The following is an 18,455-nucleotide window of genomic DNA, read 5'->3' on the forward strand; positions in this document are numbered from 1 at the left end:
CCATTGCCCGGAAATGAGCAGGGGTGCAGCGGAGGTTCGGCCTTATCTCGACCAGATGTACAACAAGGCGACAACGCGCGAGATAGGCCTTTATCCACGCGTGAAGGTGTAGGAGCAAGGAGAGCGGCCATGACCTCCGTCGCTATCATCGGCGCTTCCGGCATGATCGGCCGCGCGCTTGCCGAAACGTTGATTGCAACGGGCAGGCTTGGCAAGAAAAACATTGATGCGCTCGTCCTCTCCGACATCCGCAAGAGCGATATCGGTGGCACCGGCACGCAATGGGTGACCGGGGATGCGGCGGATTTCGAAACGATCAGCCGTGTCGTGGCGTCCCGGCCGGATGTGATCTTCCACGTGGCCGCGACGGCCATGGGCCAGGCCGACAGCAATTTCGCCATCGGCTATCACATCAATTTCGATACGGTGCGGGCAACCGTCGAGGCCATCCGGCTTGCGGGCGATGACTATTGCCCCCGCCTTGTCCACGCCTCCTCCATCGGGGTCTATGGCGCACCCTTTCCCGCGCTGATCGATGATACGACAACGCCCCGGCCGGACAGTTCCTACGGCACGCAGAAGCTGATGAGCGAGGCAATCATCGCCGATTATTCGCGCATGGGCTTTGTCGACGGCATCTGCCTGCGCCTGCCGACAATTGCAGTGAGGCCCGGCGAAGCCACCCACGGCAATTCCGGCTTCTTTTCCAACATCATCCGCGAACCGCTGGAAGGACGCCGCGCGCTTTTGCCCGCTTCCGGCGATGTGCGCCACTGGCTGGCCTCGCCGGAAACGGCGGTCGCCCAGCTCATCCACGCGGCAAATATCGAGGGTCGTATCCCCGAAGATGCGCGGGCGCTGGTGATGCCCGGCGTGTCGCTGACTGTCGAGGCGCTGCTTTCAGCGCTTGCAGAACGGGCAGGAGACGACATCTTGTCGCTGATCGACCGTACGGATCCGCCACTCTATGGATCGCAGAATTTTCCCGCCTGTTTTGCAGCCGAAGCAGCCCGAAAACTCGGCTTCCCGCTGCTGGAGGAAAAGCCCGGGGATTTCATCGACGGTTTTCTGCGCAAACGCTTTCCGGCCTGAGAGGCATCAGTCCACAAGCGCCAGACCATCCGCGCGCGGATCAGTTGCCGCTTCCATCAGGCCGTTTTCGTGCAACACCACTGCACCTGCATGACCGGCAGCATCGCTGTAAGCAGACAGCATTTCGACATCATGGCCGGCCTCTTTCAATGCCGTCACGAGTGCCGGATCAAACCGGTCCTCGAGCTTCAGCGTCGTGGTTTCCTCCCCCCAGGTGCGGCCGAGCAACCAGCGCGGCGCGGTAATGGCGGCCTGCAAATCCTGGCCGAACTGCACGTGGCGCGAAAACAGAGCGGCCTGTGTCTGCGGCTGGCCCTCCCCGCCCATCGTGCCATAGGCCATCACGCGGCCATCCCTCAGATGCGCAAGCGCGGGGTTCAAGGTATGGAACGGACGTTTTCCAGGCGCAAGCTGGTTGGGGCCGGGCGAAAACGAGAAGCCGGCGCCGCGGTTCTGGAAGAAAACCCCGGTCTCGGGACAGGTGAGGCCGGAGCCGAATTCCCAGTAGACGCTCTGGATAAAGGAGACGACATTGCCGTAGCGATCCGCCGCGCCCATCCAGATCGTATCGCCATCGGCAGGCTCATAGGGCCATGGCAAGGCCGTCTTCATGTCGATTTTCGCGGCAAGCGCATCGAGACGATCATCGGCAAGCCAGGCTTGGGCGGGTTCGGCCATGAAATCCGGATCGCCCAGCCCGGCATTGCGAACGAGGAAGGCCTGCTTCGTGGCTTCGACCAAGCCATGGAGGTGATCAAATCCTTCGGCCTCTCCGACGCCCAGCCGATCGAACAAGGCCAGGATCATCAGCGAGGCGACCCCTTGGGTCGGCGGGGTCATGTTCATCAGCCTTCCATGCGCGGTCTCGACATGAAGCGGGTCGACCATGCGCGCCTGATAGGCGGCGAAATCCGGGAAGCGCAGCGGAGAGCCGGTCTCTTCAAGGAAGGCCGCATGGGTGCGGGCGAGTTCACCGGAATAGTAGGAAGACAATCCTTCCGCTGCGAGCCTCCGCAAAGTCGCCGCCAGCGGCTTCTGGCAAAGTCGCGCTCCCGCCTTTGGAACCTCGCCATCGATCAGGAATGTGTCGGCAAAGCCCGGGACATCGCGCAGGCCGCCAAGCTTGTCCGCCGTGCACAGCGCCTGGTTTCCGGTGACAGCAATGCCGTTTTCCGCATAGTGGATCGCCGAAGAAAGAATTCTTTCGAGCGGCAGGCGCTTTTCGTCCGCCACCAGCGACAGCGCCTTTTCCCAGCCGCCGATCGTGCCGGGAACGGTAAGAGCAGCGAGCGCTCCGCGCGTCGGCATCGCCTTGTCGTACCCGCGCTCTGCGAACCACTCCGGCGTTGCAAGGCCGGCCGCCTGGCCGCAAGCGGAGATGCCGACCACCTTCTGGCCCGGTCGATGGACCAACCAGAAGCCATCGCCGCCAATGCCGTTCATATGGGGATAGGTGACGGCGATCGTCGCCGCTGCGGAGACCATGGCCTCCATCGCCGTGCCGCCAGCGCGCAAGATGTCGCGGCCTGCCAGCGCTGCCGCAGCGTGGGGTGCGGAAAACGCCCCGTCAAAGCCTTTCGCGGTATGAAGCATGATGCCCTCAGATGAAGCGTTTCGCCGTTTCGATCAGCAGCCTGTCGCTGCCGGGTGCCGCGACCAGCGAAAGCCCGAGCGGCGAGCCCTGGCTTGCTGCAAGCGGAACGGACACTTGCGGCAGGCCGCCATGACCGGCAATGGCCAGCATCGAAAGGGCACGGTTGCGGAAGGTCTCGACAATGTCATTGCCGTCGGTCAGAAGCGGCGCGGGTCCCGGCGACGTCGGGTAGACCATGATGGTCCCCGGCGACAGGACCCTGCCCAGATGCGCGCGAAACGCGGCGCGTCCCGTCTTAGCCTCCTCGAATTCCTCCGCCGTGATCTTCGCCGCCATGGCGAATCGTTCGCGGATGCCGGGGCCGAATTCCGGTTCACGCCTTTCGATCCAGGACCCGAAATGCTGCCACGCCTCATAGCCCTGATGGGTGCGGAAAACCGGCAGCAATTCCTTCAGGTCGCCGCCGGGAAGCAGCGGGCTGTCATTGCGGTCGCCTCTTGGCAGTGCCGCTTTCAGGGCTGCCGCCGCCGCATCCTCGCAAAGCCGCCAGACATCGGCGGGATAAACCAGCCGGACATCCTCATCGGCGCTTTGCCCATCGACAAAGATTTCACAAAGGAGGGACAGCGTTTCCAGATCGCGGGTCAGAAAGCCCGGCACGTCGTAGCTTTCTGCGAGCGGCAAGAGCCCCTCGCCCGATACAAGCCCATGGGTCGGCCGCCAGCCGAAAAGCCCGCAGAAGGAGGCCGGAAGCCGCACCGACCCACCTGTATCGGAGCCAAGCCCGATATCGGCCAGCCCCGATGCGACCGCAGAGGCCGAGCCCGAGGATGAGCCACCGGGCACGCGCGAGGGCGCGGCCGGGTTTTCCGGTGTGCCGAACCGGGCATTCACCCCCATCAGGCTATAGGCGAGTTCATCCATATGAACCTTGCCGACAAGAGCCGCGCCATTTTCGAGAAGGGTCTGCACCGCAGAGGCATGACGCGCTGCCGGGGCCTGATCTTCCGCCCATTCGGGGTTGCCGCCGCCGGTGACGGTGCCCGCGATGTCGAAATTGTCCTTGACCGCGACGGTGAGCCCCGAAAGCAGTTCTGTAGCTGGCGTCTCCGCGGTGACCGGAGGTTCAAAACGTTCGACAAAGGGACCGATGGACTGCGTCATGAAACATGTCCGATAATGGAGGAACAGTGGCCGGAGCATGCACGCGCCGCGTTGAAAACGCAACGCGAAGCGCACGCCCGAAATTCAGGGATGCTGCCCGGCAAACGGCCTCAATGGGAATTGCCCATCAGCGATACATGGGCGGCGGCAACCTTCCAGCCGGAAGCAGTGCGAATCCATGTCTGGCTTTGCCGCCCCCGAACGGCGGCGCCCGGCCGCTGGAACTCGAGATCGCAGACCGCGCAGTCCCCGCCGAAGGTGGTAATCTGGCGGCGAATGACCTCACGCTGAGGCGAGCCGCCCGACCTGCCCTTGCGGAAGTCGCGGATTTCGGAAATGCCATAGAGATTCTCAGCAACGCCGTAGCGCAACGTCTGCTCGCTTTCCCAGAACAGCGCATCCAGCGTATCGAGGTCGTTTTCCATCAGCGCCTTTTCGTAAAGATCGCAGAGTTTGGTGACCTCTTCCAGAATCTCGGGAATGTTGACCGGCTGAACCGCGGCCTGATTGTCTTGCGTCATGCGTCTACTCGGGTAAGGCCGGCGACGATATCATCCGAGGAACAGACGAAGCCGAAACACTGGCGGGTATTGTAAAGCGTTGCATCCATGCAGAATTGCGGCGATGTGGTCGCCGCGCAATCCTCCACCAGCAGACAGTCATAGCCCAGAAAACTGGCGTCCTGAAGCGTGCACAGCACGCACTGGTCGGCGTTTACCCCGGCAAACAGCACGGTCGTAACGCCGAGATTGCGCAATATGCTGTCGAGTTCGGTGTCCTGAAAGCCGGACATGCGGAACTTGTCGACCGCGATATCGGTTTCGGCGATTTCCAGCTCATCGACGATGGCGGCAGCCCAACTGTCCTTTTCCAGCACATTGGCCCCATTGGGCAATGGATCGCCGATCCCGGTTTCCCTGCCCGTCGGCTTGTAGACATGGAGCGTTGACGGCGGCAGGTTGGCCTTGTCCGGGCGGTTGCCCCAGTTGAGCCAGACGACCGGAACTTCGGCTTCACGCAGGCCCGGCAGAAGCCGGTTGAGTGGCGCGATCGGCCTGCGCGCCGGCGTCACATCGACCCCGATGCCGGCAAGCCAGCCTTCGGGATGACAGAAGTCATTCTGCATGTCGATGATCACGATGGCCGTGCGGTTGAGATCGAAAACGACCTCGCGGTCGCCGTCCTTCACGACAAGCGGTCGCGGCGCGGGCTGGGGCCGGATCATGTCCACCCGGCCCGCGGAAACCTGCCAGCGGTTCAGCCGCGAGGGGCCGAGCGGCAGGGCATCGGCGTCTTCCTGCATCAGGCCGCCTTCCCGGTGAGCACCTTCAGGTCTTCGGCGTCAAGCGAGACGCGCTCGCCGGAACGGATGAGCTCGGCGAAATCCTGGTTCGGCGTCATCACCGTCAGCGTGTAAAGCTTGGAGGAGCCGGTATTCTTCACCACATGTTCGGAACCCGGACGCAAAATCAGCGCATCGCCCTTCCTGATCGGCATTTCCTCGCCGTCGCTGGAGGCAATACCCTCTCCTTCGATGACATAGAAGAATTCATGGGCGTGGCTGTGCTCGTTCGGAGGCGTCGCGCCGCCGACGGTGAATATCTCGATGACGAAAATGTTGTCGATCCCGTCCTTCTTCGGATCGAAGAGGATCGCAAAATAATTGGTGTCGGTTGGCGCGATCTTGAAAACCTCGGCCTTTTCGACCTGTTCGAATGCATAGGTGAGCATGGAACCCTCTGGAGTTCTTTTCTGAAGATAGGGGCCGGCATGAGCGGTGCGGAGCATTTCAAGGTGGTGGGAGACCTTTAAGACCGCTCATGCCGGAACCGAAGGCTGAAACCACCGCTTTGCTGGGGAAAAACGCTTTACGGTCGCCACAAGTGCCTTCAGCACTGAGACCATGTTGTGTCAGTTTTTGTAACTTTAAAAGCATTTATTTTCGCATACAATGTTGCCTCAAAGGCAACAAAGGAAACGCCATGCTTCATGGCCGACTGCTCAACTATCTCGACGAAGTTGCCCGCACCGGCTCCGTGCGCAAGACGGCCGAGCGGCTGAATGTCTCGGCGTCGGCCATCTCCCGCCAGATCGCGGCTCTCGAAGAGGCGCTCGACACCCAGCTTTTCGACCGCAGCCGGCGGCGTCTGACACTGACGGCGGCGGGCGAAATTCTCATTGGCCATGTGCGCGAGACGCTGAAGGGCATGAACCGCGCCGAAGCGATGATGGAGGACTTGAAAGGCCTGCGCCGCGGCGTTGTGACGATCGCGCTGATGAGCGGGCTGGCCGCCAATCTCCTGCCGCGCGCCGTCGGCCGGTTCCAGCGCGCTAATCCCGGCGTCAGCGTGCGTATGATACTGATGACCACCGGTGACGATATCCGCAATGCGGTGCGCGCCGGCGAGGCGGATATGGGCCTCGGCTTCGATTTTCCCTCGGATGCGGATATCAGCGTTCTGGAGATCGCGATCGGCCGGCTCGGGGTCGCGGTGGCCCCCGATCATCCGCTGGCGCGCTCCACCAGCGTGCGCCTTTCCGAATGCGTCGGCTATCCGGTCGCCGGCGCCGACCAGACCACGGCGATCCGACCCCATATCGATCAGGTGTTTGCGCGCTCCAATCTGCAGATATCGTTTGCTGTCGAGGCCAACTCGATCGAGATGATGCGGCATCTGGCGATGAGCGAAGGTTACCTCACCTTCCTGACGCCCTTCGATATCGCATTCGAAAGCCGCATGGGCCGCCTCGTCTATGTGCCGGTCCGGGAGTTCCAGTCCGATACCCAGCAATTGATGCTGATCGGCGGCCGCCGCAACATCTCCGCGATTGCCAGCGTATTCGTGGAGAATATCAGGACGGTGATGCGGGAGCGAACGGATTGAGCTTTTCACTCACAAAGCGTTTTCGCAGTGTCTCTCGTCCATGTACGGCGTCACCCTCGGGCTTGACCCGAGGATCCAAGCATCCTTCCGCACGACAGGCGCCAACAGTCGTCCGAAGACGTCGCAAGCTCATGAAAAGCCCGCACATGCCAATGGACCCTCGGGTCAAGCCCGAGGGTGACGCAAGACGAGAGGCGGTCACTCCATCGGCAATGACAACCAACCACCCCACTACCGTGCGTAGAGCCTGTCCAGCCGGACGAAGCGGCCGACGATGGCAAGCAGCGCAACCGTCAGCAGGATCAGCACGGAGGACAGCGCATGCGCCGTTGGCCTCAGCTCGAACGAGGCCTCGGCATAGAGGCGCACCGGCAGCGTCGTCAGGCGGGCGGTGGTGAGGAAGCTCGTGACCGTCACCTCGTCGAAGCTCAGCAGGAAGCCGACGATCGAGGTGGCGAACAGGCCGGGCGCCAGCCCCGGCACGATCACCAGCAGGAAGCGCTTCCAGGCGTTCGCCCCGAGGCTGGCGGCGGCCTCTTCCTGCGCCTCGTCCAGCCCGATCACCGATGCCGTCAGAAGCGTGATGGCAAAAGGCAGGATGACCACCACATGGATCGCCACCAGGCCGATGAAGGGCGGCACGGCCACATAGATCTGCAACAGCTTCAGCATGCCGACGCCGAGCGCCACATGCGGCAGCGTCAACGGCAGCAGCCAGAAGGCGAGCAGCGCCGAGCGGCCCCGGAAGGGGAAACGCGCCAGCGCGAAGGCCGCCGGCACGGCGATGATCAGCGATACGGCAAGCGCCGCAAGCGCCACCTTGACCGAGACGATAAAGGAATCCGTGTAATAGCCGGAAACGAAGACCTCGTGATACCAGCGCAGCGTAAAACCGCGAAATCCTGCGGCGGTGGCCAGTTCCACATCATTGAAGCTCTGCACGAAGACGAGGCCGAGCGGCAGCAGCAGCAGGATCACGGCAGCGGCAAACAGCAGCCAGGAGAGGATGGGGCCCGCGAAATTGACGACCGGCTCGACAAAACGCGGCAGCGCGATCGGCCGGCTCTTGCCGCCGTAACGCCAGGTCATCAGCCGGTTGAGCGCGAGCGTTGCCAGCACGGCAAAGAGCAGGCCGGTGACCGTCATCACCAGCGCAAGGGCTGCGGCAAGCGAGGTGTTGAGGTTGTGCATGGCTTCCTGCAGCACCAGCATGCCGGTGGTCCAGACCTTCTTGCCGCCGAGCATCGTGGCCGAGACATAGGAGGTCGACGACAGCAGGAAGACCACGATCGTGCCGGATTTCAGCCCCGGCAGGGACAACGGAAGATCAACCGTGAGGAAGCGGATCGCAGGCGACGCGCCAAGGCTTTCAGCCGCCTCATGCACGCGCGGCGATGTGTTCTGCAGATTGTCGTAGAGCGCCAGCACCATGAAGGGCATGTATACCTGGGTGAGCGCCACGATCACCGCGCCATGATTGAACAGCATGGTCTTGACGGGGGGAATGCCGAACCAGCCGGTGACGATATTGATCAACCCCTCCGGCGAAAGCAGGAGAATGATGCCGAGCGAGCGCACGACCACATTGGTCAAAAGCGGAATGAGAACGATGGCAAAGGCAAAGGCGCGATATTTGCCGGGCATGCGCGACAGCCAGTAGGCCACGGGATAGCCGAGCAGCGCCGAGACGGCGGTCACGGCAAGCGAAAGCCAGATCGTCTCGAAGACCACCCGATAGTAGAATCCGTCGGAGGCGATATCGATGAACTGCTGCAGCGAGGGCGACTGGATCAGCGGTCCGAACGGATCGGAATATTCATGCAGGGACAGGAATATCACCGCGACAAGCGGCGCGGCGAAAGCGATCAGGAGCCAGATGGTGACCGGCGCTGAAAGCGCCGGTCCAAGCCATTTCCTCATCCGGCGATCTCCCGGTCGTAGATGGACTGCCATTTGTTGCGGTTGGCATTGATGTAATCCCAGTCGAAGTCGACCAGCGTATCAATCTGGTCAGGCATGATCAGCTTGCTCTGGAGATCAGCCGGGATATCGACATTGTCGACGGTCGGCGAGTAGTAGATCTCCTTGGCATAGGCGAGCATGACCTCCGGCGACAGGTGCAGGTTGACCCACTCTTCCGCAAGCTTCTGGTTCTTCGTACCCTCGGTGATGCAGGCGACGTTCATGGCGAGCGCCTTGCCTTCTTCCGGATCGGCGAGCGCGAAATCGGGGTTCCGCTCCTCGATATACTTCTCGCAGAAGCTGCCGAATTCGACCGAGAGATCGGCGATGTCCTGATCGAACATGTCGAAAAGCTGCGCCTGGCTGCCCTGGATGGCGGCAAACGGCTTCAGTTCCTTGACCTTGTCGAAGCCTTCCGGCGCCATCTTGGTCTGGTCGCCGAACCAGGAAAGCGTCGACATCATCAGCGCGGAAATGCCTTCGGCGCCGAGGCCGTTCGGCCAGGCGATGCGGCCCTGCCATTCCGGCTTCCAAATGTCCTTCCAGGACGTGATCGGGGCGGATGCCTTGGTCTTGTTGTAGACGATGGTGCAGGGATTGATGGCAACGCCGTAACCGCCCTTCTTGGCGATCGGATAGAGATACTGGGCGTTTTCGACGGCATCGGTCGCAGGCTGGGTGACGCCGTCCTTCACCGCCTGACGGCTTTCGAAGATGTTGAGGTAGAGGACGTCGAAGCTCGGACGGCCGCGTTCGGCATAGGCGCGGGCGCGACGTTCGACGGTGCCGCCCAGGACATAGGAGATCTTGCAGCCGTATTTGTCGACCAGCACCGGCTCGATATACTGCTTGACGATCTTTTCCTGGGTGCCGCCCCAGATGCCGACGACGAGTTCATCGCCGGGCTTCGGGTCTGGCGTCTCAGCGCGGACGAAGGAATAGGGAGCGGCAAGCGTGGCGGCCCCGCCCAGAATGAGTTTGTTGAAGGAACGTCTCTTGATGTTCATGTCAGCTGTTCTCCTGGTTTTATGTTCTTGTCAGATAAAGGTGGTCCCGCCCGGTTCGGCGGTGACCTGGCATGCCGTTCCCACCGGCGGCGGCGGCGTGTCGGAGGGAACGACAAGCCGGATCATGCCGCAGGCGGCCTGGATATCGGCCTCATAGGTCTCGCCAAGATAGGCTGCATTGACGAGCGTGCCCGAAACCGAAAGCGGGGAATTTCCTTCGCCAAAGCGCAGCCGCGAGGCGCGCAGCACCAGTTTGGTGGCCTTTTCCGGCGCGCCTTCACAGGTGATGCCGGGGGCCGAAAACACGCCGTTTTCCACCTTGCCGTCGATTACAGTGCGGTGGCCGAGGAACGTCGCGGTAAACGGGCTCTTCGGCTGATCACAAAGGGCAAGCGGCGTACCGATCTCGCTCATCACGCCTTTGCTCATCACCGCAACGCGGTCCGACATCGAAAGCGCTTCGGATTGGTCGTGGGTGACGAAAATGGTGGTGATGCCGAGACGCTGCTGCAGCGAGCGGATCTCGTTGCGCATGTCGGCCCTGAGGTTGGCATCGAGGTTGGAGAGCGGTTCATCCAGAAGCAGCACATCCGGCTCGATCACCAGCGCACGGGCAAGGGCGACGCGCTGCTGCTGGCCGCCGGAAAGCTGGCCGGGATAGCGATCGGCATAGGGGCCGAGGCCGACGGTTTCCAGCGTCTTCGCCGCCCGCTCCCGCCACTCGGCGCGCGAGGCATTGCGCATCCTGAGGCCGAAACCGACATTGTCGATCACGGTCAGGTGCGGAAACAGCGCATAGGACTGGAACACGACGCCGATATTGCGCTTGTGCACCGGCTTGTGGCTGATGTCCTTGTCGTTGAGGATGATGCGACCGCCCGATGGTTCTACGAAGCCCGCAATCATGCGCAGCGTCGTCGTCTTGCCGCAGCCGGACGGTCCGAGCAGCGACAGAAGCTCGCCCTTGGGCACTTCGATCGTGAGGCCGGAAACGGCCGTGGTATCGCCATAGGTCGCCGACACGTTGTCGAGGGTGAGATAGGGCTTAGGCGCCATTGACGGTGTCCTCTTTCAGAACGGAAAGCACAAGACGGCTGGCCGCGTGACGGATCGCAAGCGTCAGCGGCTCCATTCCGTCGGCAGATGCCGGGTCCTGTGCATGGAGAGAAAAGGCGGGCCAGGCGGCGGCCTGCAGCGACAGGCGGAGGCTGAAGCCCGCCGGCACTGTGAGATAGGCCGTTCTGAGGCCGACGCTCACCGGCGCGCCCGTGTTTCTTGTTCGGGTTATTCCGGTCTGGATCACATTTACGCTTCCGGTGGGGGTGACCAGAGAGAGTGTTGCAACGAGATCGAAGACCGGCGCTTTAGTAGCGATGGCGAGGTCGGCCCTGACGGGCCCGCAAAGGGTGAAGTCCTGCGCGAAGGGCGCTGTGGTATAGACGGCAACATCGGACCGATCATCGGCGGCGGCACGATCGACAAAGCCGGAAGGCTCGCCCATATGGCCGCCGACAAGCGGCGCCGGGCGGAAGGGATCGCTGACGAGAACATCCTCCCCGTCGCCCGCCTCATCCGCAAGCCTGCCGTCATTGGCAAGCGTCGCGGCAAGCCCGCCGGAGGCGAGCAGAAGCGATTTCTCGAAGGTTGCCGGCCATTGGTCGAACGCCGTCCAGCAGCAGGCTCCCATGTCGAAAAGCGTGACTGCCGGCGGCGGGCTGCCGATGCCCTTCAGGTAGAAATCGAAGAAGGCAAGATTCGCCCGATCCACCGACCACTCCTCTGCCTTTGGCAGGCGAACGGACCCGCTTGCGCCATTCCATGGCATATGCGCCCAGGGGCCGATGGCAAGATGCGCGGTCTCCGGCGCGGCCTTGCGAAAGGCCCGATCGGCGGCAAGCGTGCCTTCCAGCATGAAATCATACCAGCCGCCGGTGTGCAGCACCGGGATATCCAGTGAAACGTCCCTCAGCAGGCGTTCCGGAGAGACCTGATCCCAGTCGCTTTCGAGATTGTCGATCCAGCGCTTCAAGTGCGAAAGCGCCGGGCGTTCGGTGAGGTAGCGGGCCGTCTCCAAGAGGCCATTGAGGGCGGAAAGTTCGGTATGGGTCTTGCGATCGCCATCATGGAGAGCCTTGAGCAAGGCCATCTGCTGCGCCCAGCCGAGCATGCCGGCATAGCGGAAGGCACCGCCCTCATAGGCCCAGTCCCTGTCAGGCGCGAAAGAACCCATGGCCGGTGCCATGGCATCCACCTCCGCGCCGCCGGCAAGCGCCAGATACTGCGTGATCGCCTGATAGGAAAAGCCGTAAAGCCCGATCTTTCCGTTCGAACCTTCAAGACCCCGCGCCCACGCCACTGTTTCCGCGCCATCGCTCAATTCCTGACGCAAGCAATCGAAATCGCCTTCCGACGCGCCCATGCCGCGCACATCCTGCACCACCACGACATAGCCGTGGCGGGCATACCAGGAGGGGTGTGCGAGAACGACGGTGGAGGCGATCTGCTTGCCATAGGGCTGGCGCATCAAAAGGACGGGCCACGGCCCCTCGCCCGCCGGCCGGTAGACATCCGCCGCCAGCGCAACACCGTCTTTCAGGGTAAGGCGCTCGACGCTCCTTGAGATCGCGGATGTCGGGTTTCGTGCCAGCAAGCGATCAGCCCTTGAACATGGTCTTCTGGGTGAGCCGTTCCATCGGGAAGGCGAGAACCTCCTCAGCCAGCGCCACAAGGCTTTCTGCCGAGCGCTCGACATGGATCCTGCCGCGTTCGGCGTCGGCCGCAGCCGCATTGCCGCAGGCGCCCGAGGGGTGTAGGTCCTGGGTCTGCCAGCCGAAGCCGATCCGCCCTTCCGCCGTCAGCACCTGATTGCCGCGCTCCATCTCGACGGACATGGGCTGGAAGTCATCGGCATACTGCATGTCGATCAGCTCGGGATGGAGATGCAGCATGGTCGAGGTTTCGGATTCGCCGCCATGAATGCCGTGTTTCAGCTCGTGCTCGCTGTAAAGATCGGCCTGGCTGGCACCGGCGGACACCCAGGACGAGACGGCGAACATGCCGCATTTGATCCTGAGTTCGCGGCAGACGATTTCCATTACCTGCGGCTGACCGCCGTGGGAGTTGGCGAAGATGATCTTCCGGCAACCGGCGCGCGCCACGCTCTCACCGATCTCGAACCAGAGGCGGGCCAGCGTCTCGTAGGACAGTGTCAGCGTGCCCGGATATTCCAGATGCTCGACGGATTTGCCGACCGCCTGCATCGGCAGCACCAGAACCTTCATGTCATCCGGCATGATCTCGACGGCCCGGTTGATGATGCCGGCATTGATGGCGGAATCGACGCGGACCGGCAGATGCGGGCCATGCTGCTCGACGGCGGCCACCGGCAGGATCGCGACGAATTCCGACATGTCTATGTCGGTAAAGTCCTTGGTCGTATGATCCCACCACCAGTGCGATTTCAGCGGCATTTCCGAGTTCCTTCCATCCGTGGTCCGGCCAAAGCTTTGCCGGCGGCGCGAGCGGCAGGGCTCGGGCACGGCTGAACAACCGGACTAAGTTTTATGCAATTACGTTTTATGCCTACATTATGGTCATGCCGTTTGACATTCAACAATTCCACCTGGGCTTATAAGTGGTATAGGCCAGCGCTTATACCGCCGCGAGCTCGGCCAGCCTCGCCATGCCGGCCGCAGTCGGACGCTCCTGCAGATCGGCGCCATAACGCCTTGAAACATCGCGGATAAGATCGCGCACCCACCTGTTCGCCGGGCTCTTGTGCGCACGTTCGTGCCAGAGGAGATATAACCGCATATTGCCGAATTCGCGCGGCGCGCCGACAACGCACAGACCATAATCCGGATAGCGATTCACCACGAACTCCGCATAGGGCCGCGCCGTGGTGAAGATCAGGTCCGTGCGGGCAATCACAGGCGGCACAAGCGCATATTCAGGCACGGAAAGCGCCACCCGGCGATTGACGCCAAGCTGCTTGAGCCTCCCGCCGATCGGACTGAAGGCCGGACGGACGACCGACCCGAGCGACAGATGCGGCAGGGCGAGATACGCCTCCATCGGCATTTCTTCGGCGTCCGCAAACGGATGATCAGCATTGACGATGCAGGCGGTCTCGCAATCGAAGATCGTGCTGGAGCGCAGGCTTTCATGCGGCGACGGCCAGTTGGCGACAAGCAGGTCGGAAGCGCCGGAACTGAGCTGCTCGGTCAGGTCGTCGCTCTCGGCGGGTGCAAAGAAATCGATGGAGGCCATCGGCGCTTCCTTGCGCAGCCGCTCGGCAATCGGCGGTATGAGAAAGCCATTGAAACAGCTCATCGCCGAAACGCGCATGGCAAACGCCGTGGTGGCGGCGTCGAACGCCTCTTCCGGGCTGATAGTTTCGCTGAGTTCGGCAAGGATGCGGCAAAGCGAGGCGCGCACCGCCTCGCCGCGTTCGGTCACCGCCATGCCCTGCCCGCTCCTGACCAGAAGCGGATCATCGAAGACATGGCGCGCACGCTTGAGTACCGCGCTCACCGAGGGCTGGCTCTGGCCGAGCTTTCCGGCAACGCGCGAGACATTCTGTTCGCTCAACAGAAGGAAGGTCGTGCGTAAAAATCGGACATCTATCGTGCCGTTCTGATCCGTGATCATGCAAATAGCCTTTCACAAGTACAAAACGGTCTCCCGAGAGACTGTCATGCAATTCCCGTGCCGCGCGGCGGACTTCGGAATTCAACGCCCTTCGGGTGTGCAGAACAGCCGTGGGCGGGGCCGCTCGAAAGTCTTTCGACCGTTGCGCCAGCCGCAAAGCGCCGGCGCGATGGTTGCCACGGCTTCCGCAGGGGTCTCGGCATCGAACAGCACGATGGTGGCGGGCGCTCCCGCCGTGATCTCCGAGGGAGCGCGCCCAAGGAGGCGCTCCGCCTGGCAGCTGATCATGTCATAGACGGTTTGAAGCTCGTCCGCCGTGCCGAGCTGGGCGATATTGGCGTAGAGATTGGCGATCCGCATCAGCGAAGCATCGCCGAAGGGGGTGAACGGGTTGAGAACATTGTTGGTCGAGAGCGTTGCAACGCCGCCTGCCGCGATCAGCCTGTGGCCCGGCGTCACCCCGCGCGGCACCAGATGGGTGAACTCCCGCCCGTTCAGATAGAGATCGGTCGCTGGAAGAACGGTGAGAGCGATGCCGTTTTCGGCAAGTTCGGCGAAGGCCGCCGCGCATGCCTCCGGCGCAAGCGCTGAAAGCTTGGTCACATGGCCGACAGAGACACGGCCCTGATAGCTGCGCCTCTTCGTCTCGGCGATGATCACGCCGAGATTGGAACCCTCCGGCTTCAGGTCGAAATCGACGTGGAAATCGACATTGACGCCGAAGCGCTCGGCAAGGTCGAAGATCTTTGTCACATGGGTGGCCGGATCGGCATCGGTATAGGGGCAGCCGCCGACCTGATCGGCGCCATTTGCCAGCGCTTCGGCCAGCATCTCCTCCGTGCCCGGATCATTCGTCAGCCCCTCCTGGGCGAAGGCGCAGATGATGATCTCGATGGCAGCGGCATAATCGCGCCGGATCGCCTTGATGGCCTCGAACGAGCGAAAACCCGCGCGCGGATCGATCTCCACGAAGGTGCGCATTACCGTCGTCCCATGGGCAATGGCCTGTTCGACCACTTTTGCCGCGCGGGCGTAGACATCCTCCTCGGTGAAAGCAGCCTTGGCCTTCGCGGTTTCGCGCACGGCCTCGGCCAACGTGCCCTCGCACAGTGCGCAGCGGCCGATAATGCCGGCCTTGTCGAGGTGGATGTGGGTTTCGGTCAGACCGGGCGTGGCGAGCCTGCCGCCGGCATCGAATGACGGCGCATCGCAGGTAATGCCGCCTGCAACGGTTGCAATGCGACTGCCGGCAAAGCCGATATCCACCGGCGTCTCGTTTCCGGCGAGACGAGCGTTGCGAATGAGGAAATCGATTTCGGCCATCAACTCACACCAGCCGCCCCGCTTCGGCGACCTTGCGGCCTGCCTTGAACACCGTCCGATCCACGGGGCGCGCTGCCAGTGTTTCGGCAATGCTGCCGCAATCGACCAGAATGAAATCGGCAGGCGTACCAATAGAAAGCGGTTCCGCCCGACCAAGCACCGCGCCGGAGGCTTCGGTCACCAGTGCAAAGGCCCGCTCCAGATCATCATCGGCGCGGAAATCCTGCCGGTCGCAGATGATGCCGGCGCGCTCGATCAGGTCGCCATTGCCGAAGGGCGACCAGGCATCGCGGATATTGTCGGAGCCACAGAAGACACGCACGCCCGCCGCCTGAAGCCGCTTGACCGGCGGCATCGGAACCGGACCCGGCCCATTGGTCATGATCGAGATTCTCGCGCGCGCCAGAAGCTCCGCCGTCCTTCCGAAATCCGCGTCATCCAGCTCGCCAAGGCAGAAAGCGTGGCTGACCGCCACCCGGCCCTGAAGCGAAGCGGCGACCGTGCGGTCAGCAATCTGGCGCAGTTCGAACGCGCCAAGCACCCCGCCATCATGAAGGTGCAGGTCGACGCCGACATTGTGCTTTTCGGCAACGGCAAAGACCGCATCGAGATGGCCATTGATGTCATCGTCGATCCCCGCCGGATCCAGCCCGCCGACAAGATCCGCGCCGTTTGCCACCGCCTCGTGCAAAAGGTCTACCGTGCCCGGATCACGCACGATGCCCGATTGCGGAAAGGCGACGATTTCGATGTCGATCAGATGGCCATGGCTTTGTCTCAGCGACAGCACTTGCTCAAGACCTTTCAGCCCGATCTCGGTGTCGATATCGACATGGCTTCTGACGGCGACCGTACCAAGTGCTGCAACCTTCTCGATCAGCGCGCCGCCGCGCGACGCCACGGGAAGCGCCACCGTGCGACGCAGCTCGCGCTCGGCGGCAATGCGTTTGGCAACGGTCTCGCCGGGAATATGCGGAATGAAGGGGAGACCGATCAGCGTCTTGTCGAGATGGATATGGCCATCGACCAGCCCCGGCAGGATCATTTTCCCGCCGCCATCGATGCGCTCCGCCACCTCCGGAATACCAAGCGTTCCTGCAGGCGCGAGACCGGCAACCTGCCCGTCCTCGATCAGGAGCGTGACGGGCTCGCCCCGTGTATTGCGGATATTTTCAACGGCGATCTGTGCGGGCAAAGGTTTTCCTCAGTCGATCAGGCCTCAGTCAATCAGGCGAAGTCGGCGGGCGGCGGCGATGCGGTAGAGCCTGTCGCCACCCCATGCTTTCTGCTCCTCGGAGGCGGAAAAGGTCAGGCTGACGTCGTGTTCGTCATAGGACGCAATGGCCGCCGCCTTGATCTCCGGCCATTCGGGCGCGTCGCGTTCGCGCATTGCCTGCACCTCATCCGCCGACGGGAACACCGGAAACCCGATCTTGGGAACGAGCGACGCGATCACCTGCCAGAAGGCGCGGTAGAGCGGCTCCACCTTCTCCTCATCCACATGCGGCGCAACAAGGCGCATCCAATGCATGCCGGTCACCGCATGAAGGGCGGAAAAATCGAGCGTGAAGGCGAAGGCGACGAGTGAGACCTCGGTCATCCGCCGCACCGTGTTGTCGTGAAAGCGCAGCCGGTCGATTACCGGGGCAAAGCCCGGCAGCGCGCCGACGGCACGGATATTATGCCAGAGCAGATCGGTCTCGGTCTCGTAATCGCGAATACCCTCGATTTCGGCGATGCCGGCGAGCACCTCCGCCGGATCGTCCGTATCGGCCTCGAACTTGCCGGGGCCGGGCATCGGCAGATAGGTGGCCGCCCAATAACCGAGCGCGTGGCCCACTTCGCGGGCATCATTCTTCAACACGCCGTAGGCAAGCCGCATCAGCGGATGCGTGGCGCTTGCGGCAATCCCTTGCGTCATCGCAGGAAGATAGGTGCGGATCGCCCTGTCGATGCCGAGCCGCTGCACCTCGCCCACGAAAAAGCCGCGATAATCCGCCTCGCGGGCGCGGTCTCCGAGCGCTTCCTGCCAGTTGCCGGGGTTGATCGGCGCGACGGGCGCGGCAATCGGCGGCACGGCATGAGCGTCGCGATAGGTCTCGTACCACTCGTCCAGCCGTTGCGGGGAAGCGCCCATGCGATCGAGCGCAATCAGCACCATCGGCACATGATTGGCGAGCATATAGGGAAATTCGAAGCTGCGCGTCTGGGCCTTTGCCAGAACGGCATCGAGTGTCAGTGGTGTGGTCATATTGCCCTCCCAGGCCAGTCAGGCCGAGATCCTGTCGCGCGGATTGAAATGCTGCTCGCGATAATTCGCAAGCTCTTCCCGAAAATGCGCGGCATCCTCCAGGAAGAAGGCCCGCGTCATGCCGTCGGCGATGCGGGCAATGCCGTATTTGACCCCGGTAATGCCGTTGCTGATCGGACCGAGGCTCGGCACCGCGCCGCCATTGAACATGTGGATGCGCGACACCCACCGGTCCCGCTCCGCATCCATCGGCGTCAATTCGAATGTGCGCCCGAGATAGGGCGCCTGCAAGACCGGCGCACATGTTTCGCCATCAGGCGGAGTGAAACGGTCGCGCCAATGGGCAAAACGCCCTTCAAGGGCTGCAAGCTCCGGCCGCATGGAAAAATCGACGCCATAACCGGTTCCAAGCAGAATATGATCGGCCTCGATCGTGCCGTTCTTCGTCTCCGCGCGGATGCGGCCGTTCTCGATGACGAGCGATGTGACGCCACTGTCGAGTTCCATGACGAAATTGGCATAGGATG

The 18,455-nt window shown here is 62.5% G+C and carries 16 protein-coding genes and 1 pseudogene; 2 read left to right on the forward strand and 15 right to left on the reverse strand.

The features are described from left to right. Positions 1 to 129: 129 nt before the first annotated feature. Positions 130 to 1,092 carry an NAD-dependent epimerase/dehydratase family protein gene (locus B4E36_RS13010; RefSeq protein ID WP_292056811.1) on the forward strand — a complete coding sequence of 321 codons (963 nt, stop codon included), beginning with the start codon at positions 130 to 132 and terminating at the stop codon, positions 1,090 to 1,092. A gap of 6 nt (positions 1,093 to 1,098) precedes the next feature. Here the strand turns inward: B4E36_RS13010 and B4E36_RS13015 are convergent, their stop codons facing one another. From B4E36_RS13015 to B4E36_RS13035, 5 genes are all read right to left on the reverse strand, one after another. Beyond that, entirely contained in the window at positions 1,099 to 2,685 is a 1,587-nt protein-coding gene (locus tag B4E36_RS13015) for a gamma-glutamyltransferase family protein (protein WP_292056810.1), read from the reverse strand. A gap of 7 nt (positions 2,686 to 2,692) precedes the next feature. Then, positions 2,693 to 3,850 (reverse strand): amidase, encoded by a 1,158-nt coding sequence (locus B4E36_RS13020; protein ID WP_345900441.1) that lies wholly within the window; start codon positions 3,848 to 3,850, stop codon positions 2,693 to 2,695. A gap of 110 nt (positions 3,851 to 3,960) precedes the next feature. Then, the gene (gene hpxZ / locus B4E36_RS13025; protein WP_292056807.1) at positions 3,961 to 4,371 is read right to left on the reverse strand and encodes an oxalurate catabolism protein HpxZ; all 411 of its coding nucleotides are present in this window, start codon (positions 4,369 to 4,371) and stop codon (positions 3,961 to 3,963) included. Further along, on the reverse strand, positions 4,368 to 5,153 hold the full coding sequence (locus B4E36_RS13030) for a cysteine hydrolase family protein (protein ID WP_292056805.1): 786 nt from the start codon (positions 5,151 to 5,153) through the stop codon (positions 4,368 to 4,370). Before B4E36_RS13030 ends, hpxZ begins: the two co-directional genes overlap by 4 nt. Next, positions 5,153 to 5,581, reverse strand: coding sequence for a cupin domain-containing protein (locus B4E36_RS13035; protein ID WP_292056803.1), 429 nt, complete (start codon positions 5,579 to 5,581; stop codon positions 5,153 to 5,155). The genes B4E36_RS13030 and B4E36_RS13035 overlap by 1 nt, the downstream gene beginning before the upstream one ends. Before the next feature lie 251 nt (positions 5,582 to 5,832). Between B4E36_RS13035 and B4E36_RS13040 the strand changes: the two genes are divergently transcribed. Further along, a complete protein-coding gene (locus B4E36_RS13040; protein ID WP_292056801.1) occupies positions 5,833 to 6,735 on the forward strand; it encodes a LysR family transcriptional regulator in 903 nt (300 codons plus the stop codon). A 231-nt stretch (positions 6,736 to 6,966) separates the two neighbouring features. On the opposite strand, the gene B4E36_RS13045 is transcribed toward B4E36_RS13040, so the two are convergent. From B4E36_RS13045 to B4E36_RS13090, 10 genes and pseudogenes are all read right to left on the reverse strand, one after another. After that, entirely contained in the window at positions 6,967 to 8,655 is a 1,689-nt protein-coding gene (locus tag B4E36_RS13045; protein WP_345900442.1) for an ABC transporter permease subunit, read from the reverse strand. Further along, complete coding sequence (locus B4E36_RS13050; protein WP_345900443.1) at positions 8,652 to 9,704, reverse strand: ABC transporter substrate-binding protein; 1,053 nt, start codon at positions 9,702 to 9,704, stop codon at positions 8,652 to 8,654. The genes B4E36_RS13045 and B4E36_RS13050 overlap by 4 nt, the downstream gene beginning before the upstream one ends. A 30-nt stretch (positions 9,705 to 9,734) precedes the next feature. Further along, on the reverse strand, positions 9,735 to 10,760 hold the full coding sequence (locus tag B4E36_RS13055; protein WP_292056795.1) for an ABC transporter ATP-binding protein: 1,026 nt from the start codon (positions 10,758 to 10,760) through the stop codon (positions 9,735 to 9,737). Then, complete coding sequence (locus tag B4E36_RS13060; RefSeq protein WP_345900444.1) at positions 10,750 to 12,354, reverse strand: CocE/NonD family hydrolase; 1,605 nt, start codon at positions 12,352 to 12,354, stop codon at positions 10,750 to 10,752. Before B4E36_RS13060 ends, B4E36_RS13055 begins: the two co-directional genes overlap by 11 nt. Positions 12,355 to 12,358: 4 nt before the next feature. After that, on the reverse strand, positions 12,359 to 13,174 hold the full coding sequence (locus B4E36_RS13065; RefSeq protein WP_345900445.1) for a creatininase family protein: 816 nt from the start codon (positions 13,172 to 13,174) through the stop codon (positions 12,359 to 12,361). A gap of 181 nt (positions 13,175 to 13,355) precedes the next feature. Continuing rightward, positions 13,356 to 14,354 (reverse strand): LysR family transcriptional regulator, encoded by a 999-nt coding sequence (locus B4E36_RS13070; protein WP_292056790.1) that lies wholly within the window; start codon positions 14,352 to 14,354, stop codon positions 13,356 to 13,358. Between the two features lie 81 nt (positions 14,355 to 14,435). Beyond that, the gene (locus tag B4E36_RS13075; RefSeq protein ID WP_292056788.1) at positions 14,436 to 15,677 is read right to left on the reverse strand and encodes an amidohydrolase family protein; all 1,242 of its coding nucleotides are present in this window, start codon (positions 15,675 to 15,677) and stop codon (positions 14,436 to 14,438) included. Positions 15,678 to 15,681: 4 nt separating this feature from the next. Next, positions 15,682 to 16,872 (reverse strand): amidohydrolase, encoded by a 1,191-nt coding sequence (locus tag B4E36_RS13080; RefSeq protein WP_292056787.1) that lies wholly within the window; start codon positions 16,870 to 16,872, stop codon positions 15,682 to 15,684. A gap of 24 nt (positions 16,873 to 16,896) precedes the next feature. Next, a complete protein-coding gene (locus B4E36_RS13085; RefSeq protein WP_292056786.1) occupies positions 16,897 to 17,928 on the reverse strand; it encodes a questin oxidase family protein in 1,032 nt (343 codons plus the stop codon). A gap of 18 nt (positions 17,929 to 17,946) precedes the next feature. Beyond that, positions 17,947 to 18,455 (reverse strand): annotated as a pseudogene (locus tag B4E36_RS13090) (NAD(P)/FAD-dependent oxidoreductase); the annotation flags it as partial.

This window comes from Martelella sp. UBA3392 (assembly GCF_002358775.1).
GTDB classification, from domain to species: Bacteria; Pseudomonadota; Alphaproteobacteria; order Rhizobiales; family Rhizobiaceae; genus Martelella; species Martelella mediterranea.

What these genes read in the sequence shown, in the direction of transcription:
- B4E36_RS13055 (WP_292056795.1), bottom strand. Translation starts at nt 10,760, where the DNA reads ATGGCGCCTAAGCCCTATCTCACCCTCGACAACGTGTCGGCGACCTAT.
- B4E36_RS13030 (WP_292056805.1), bottom strand. Translation starts at nt 5,153, where the DNA reads ATGCAGGAAGACGCCGATGCCCTGCCGCTCGGCCCCTCGCGGCTGAAC.
- B4E36_RS13065 (WP_345900445.1), bottom strand. Translation starts at nt 13,174, where the DNA reads ATGCCGCTGAAATCGCACTGGTGGTGGGATCATACGACCAAGGACTTT.
- B4E36_RS13015 (WP_292056810.1), bottom strand. Translation starts at nt 2,685, where the DNA reads ATGCTTCATACCGCGAAAGGCTTTGACGGGGCGTTTTCCGCACCCCAC.
- B4E36_RS13085 (WP_292056786.1), bottom strand. Translation starts at nt 17,928, where the DNA reads ATGACCACACCACTGACACTCGATGCCGTTCTGGCAAAGGCCCAGACG.
- B4E36_RS13070 (WP_292056790.1), bottom strand. Translation starts at nt 14,354, where the DNA reads ATGATCACGGATCAGAACGGCACGATAGATGTCCGATTTTTACGCACG.
- B4E36_RS13040 (WP_292056801.1), top strand. Translation starts at nt 5,833, where the DNA reads ATGCTTCATGGCCGACTGCTCAACTATCTCGACGAAGTTGCCCGCACC.
- B4E36_RS13045 (WP_345900442.1), bottom strand. Translation starts at nt 8,655, where the DNA reads ATGAGGAAATGGCTTGGACCGGCGCTTTCAGCGCCGGTCACCATCTGG.
- B4E36_RS13020 (WP_345900441.1), bottom strand. Translation starts at nt 3,850, where the DNA reads ATGACGCAGTCCATCGGTCCCTTTGTCGAACGTTTTGAACCTCCGGTC.
- B4E36_RS13050 (WP_345900443.1), bottom strand. Translation starts at nt 9,704, where the DNA reads ATGAACATCAAGAGACGTTCCTTCAACAAACTCATTCTGGGCGGGGCC.
- hpxZ (WP_292056807.1), bottom strand. Translation starts at nt 4,371, where the DNA reads ATGACGCAAGACAATCAGGCCGCGGTTCAGCCGGTCAACATTCCCGAG.
- B4E36_RS13035 (WP_292056803.1), bottom strand. Translation starts at nt 5,581, where the DNA reads ATGCTCACCTATGCATTCGAACAGGTCGAAAAGGCCGAGGTTTTCAAG.
- B4E36_RS13075 (WP_292056788.1), bottom strand. Translation starts at nt 15,677, where the DNA reads ATGGCCGAAATCGATTTCCTCATTCGCAACGCTCGTCTCGCCGGAAAC.
- B4E36_RS13010 (WP_292056811.1), top strand. Translation starts at nt 130, where the DNA reads ATGACCTCCGTCGCTATCATCGGCGCTTCCGGCATGATCGGCCGCGCG.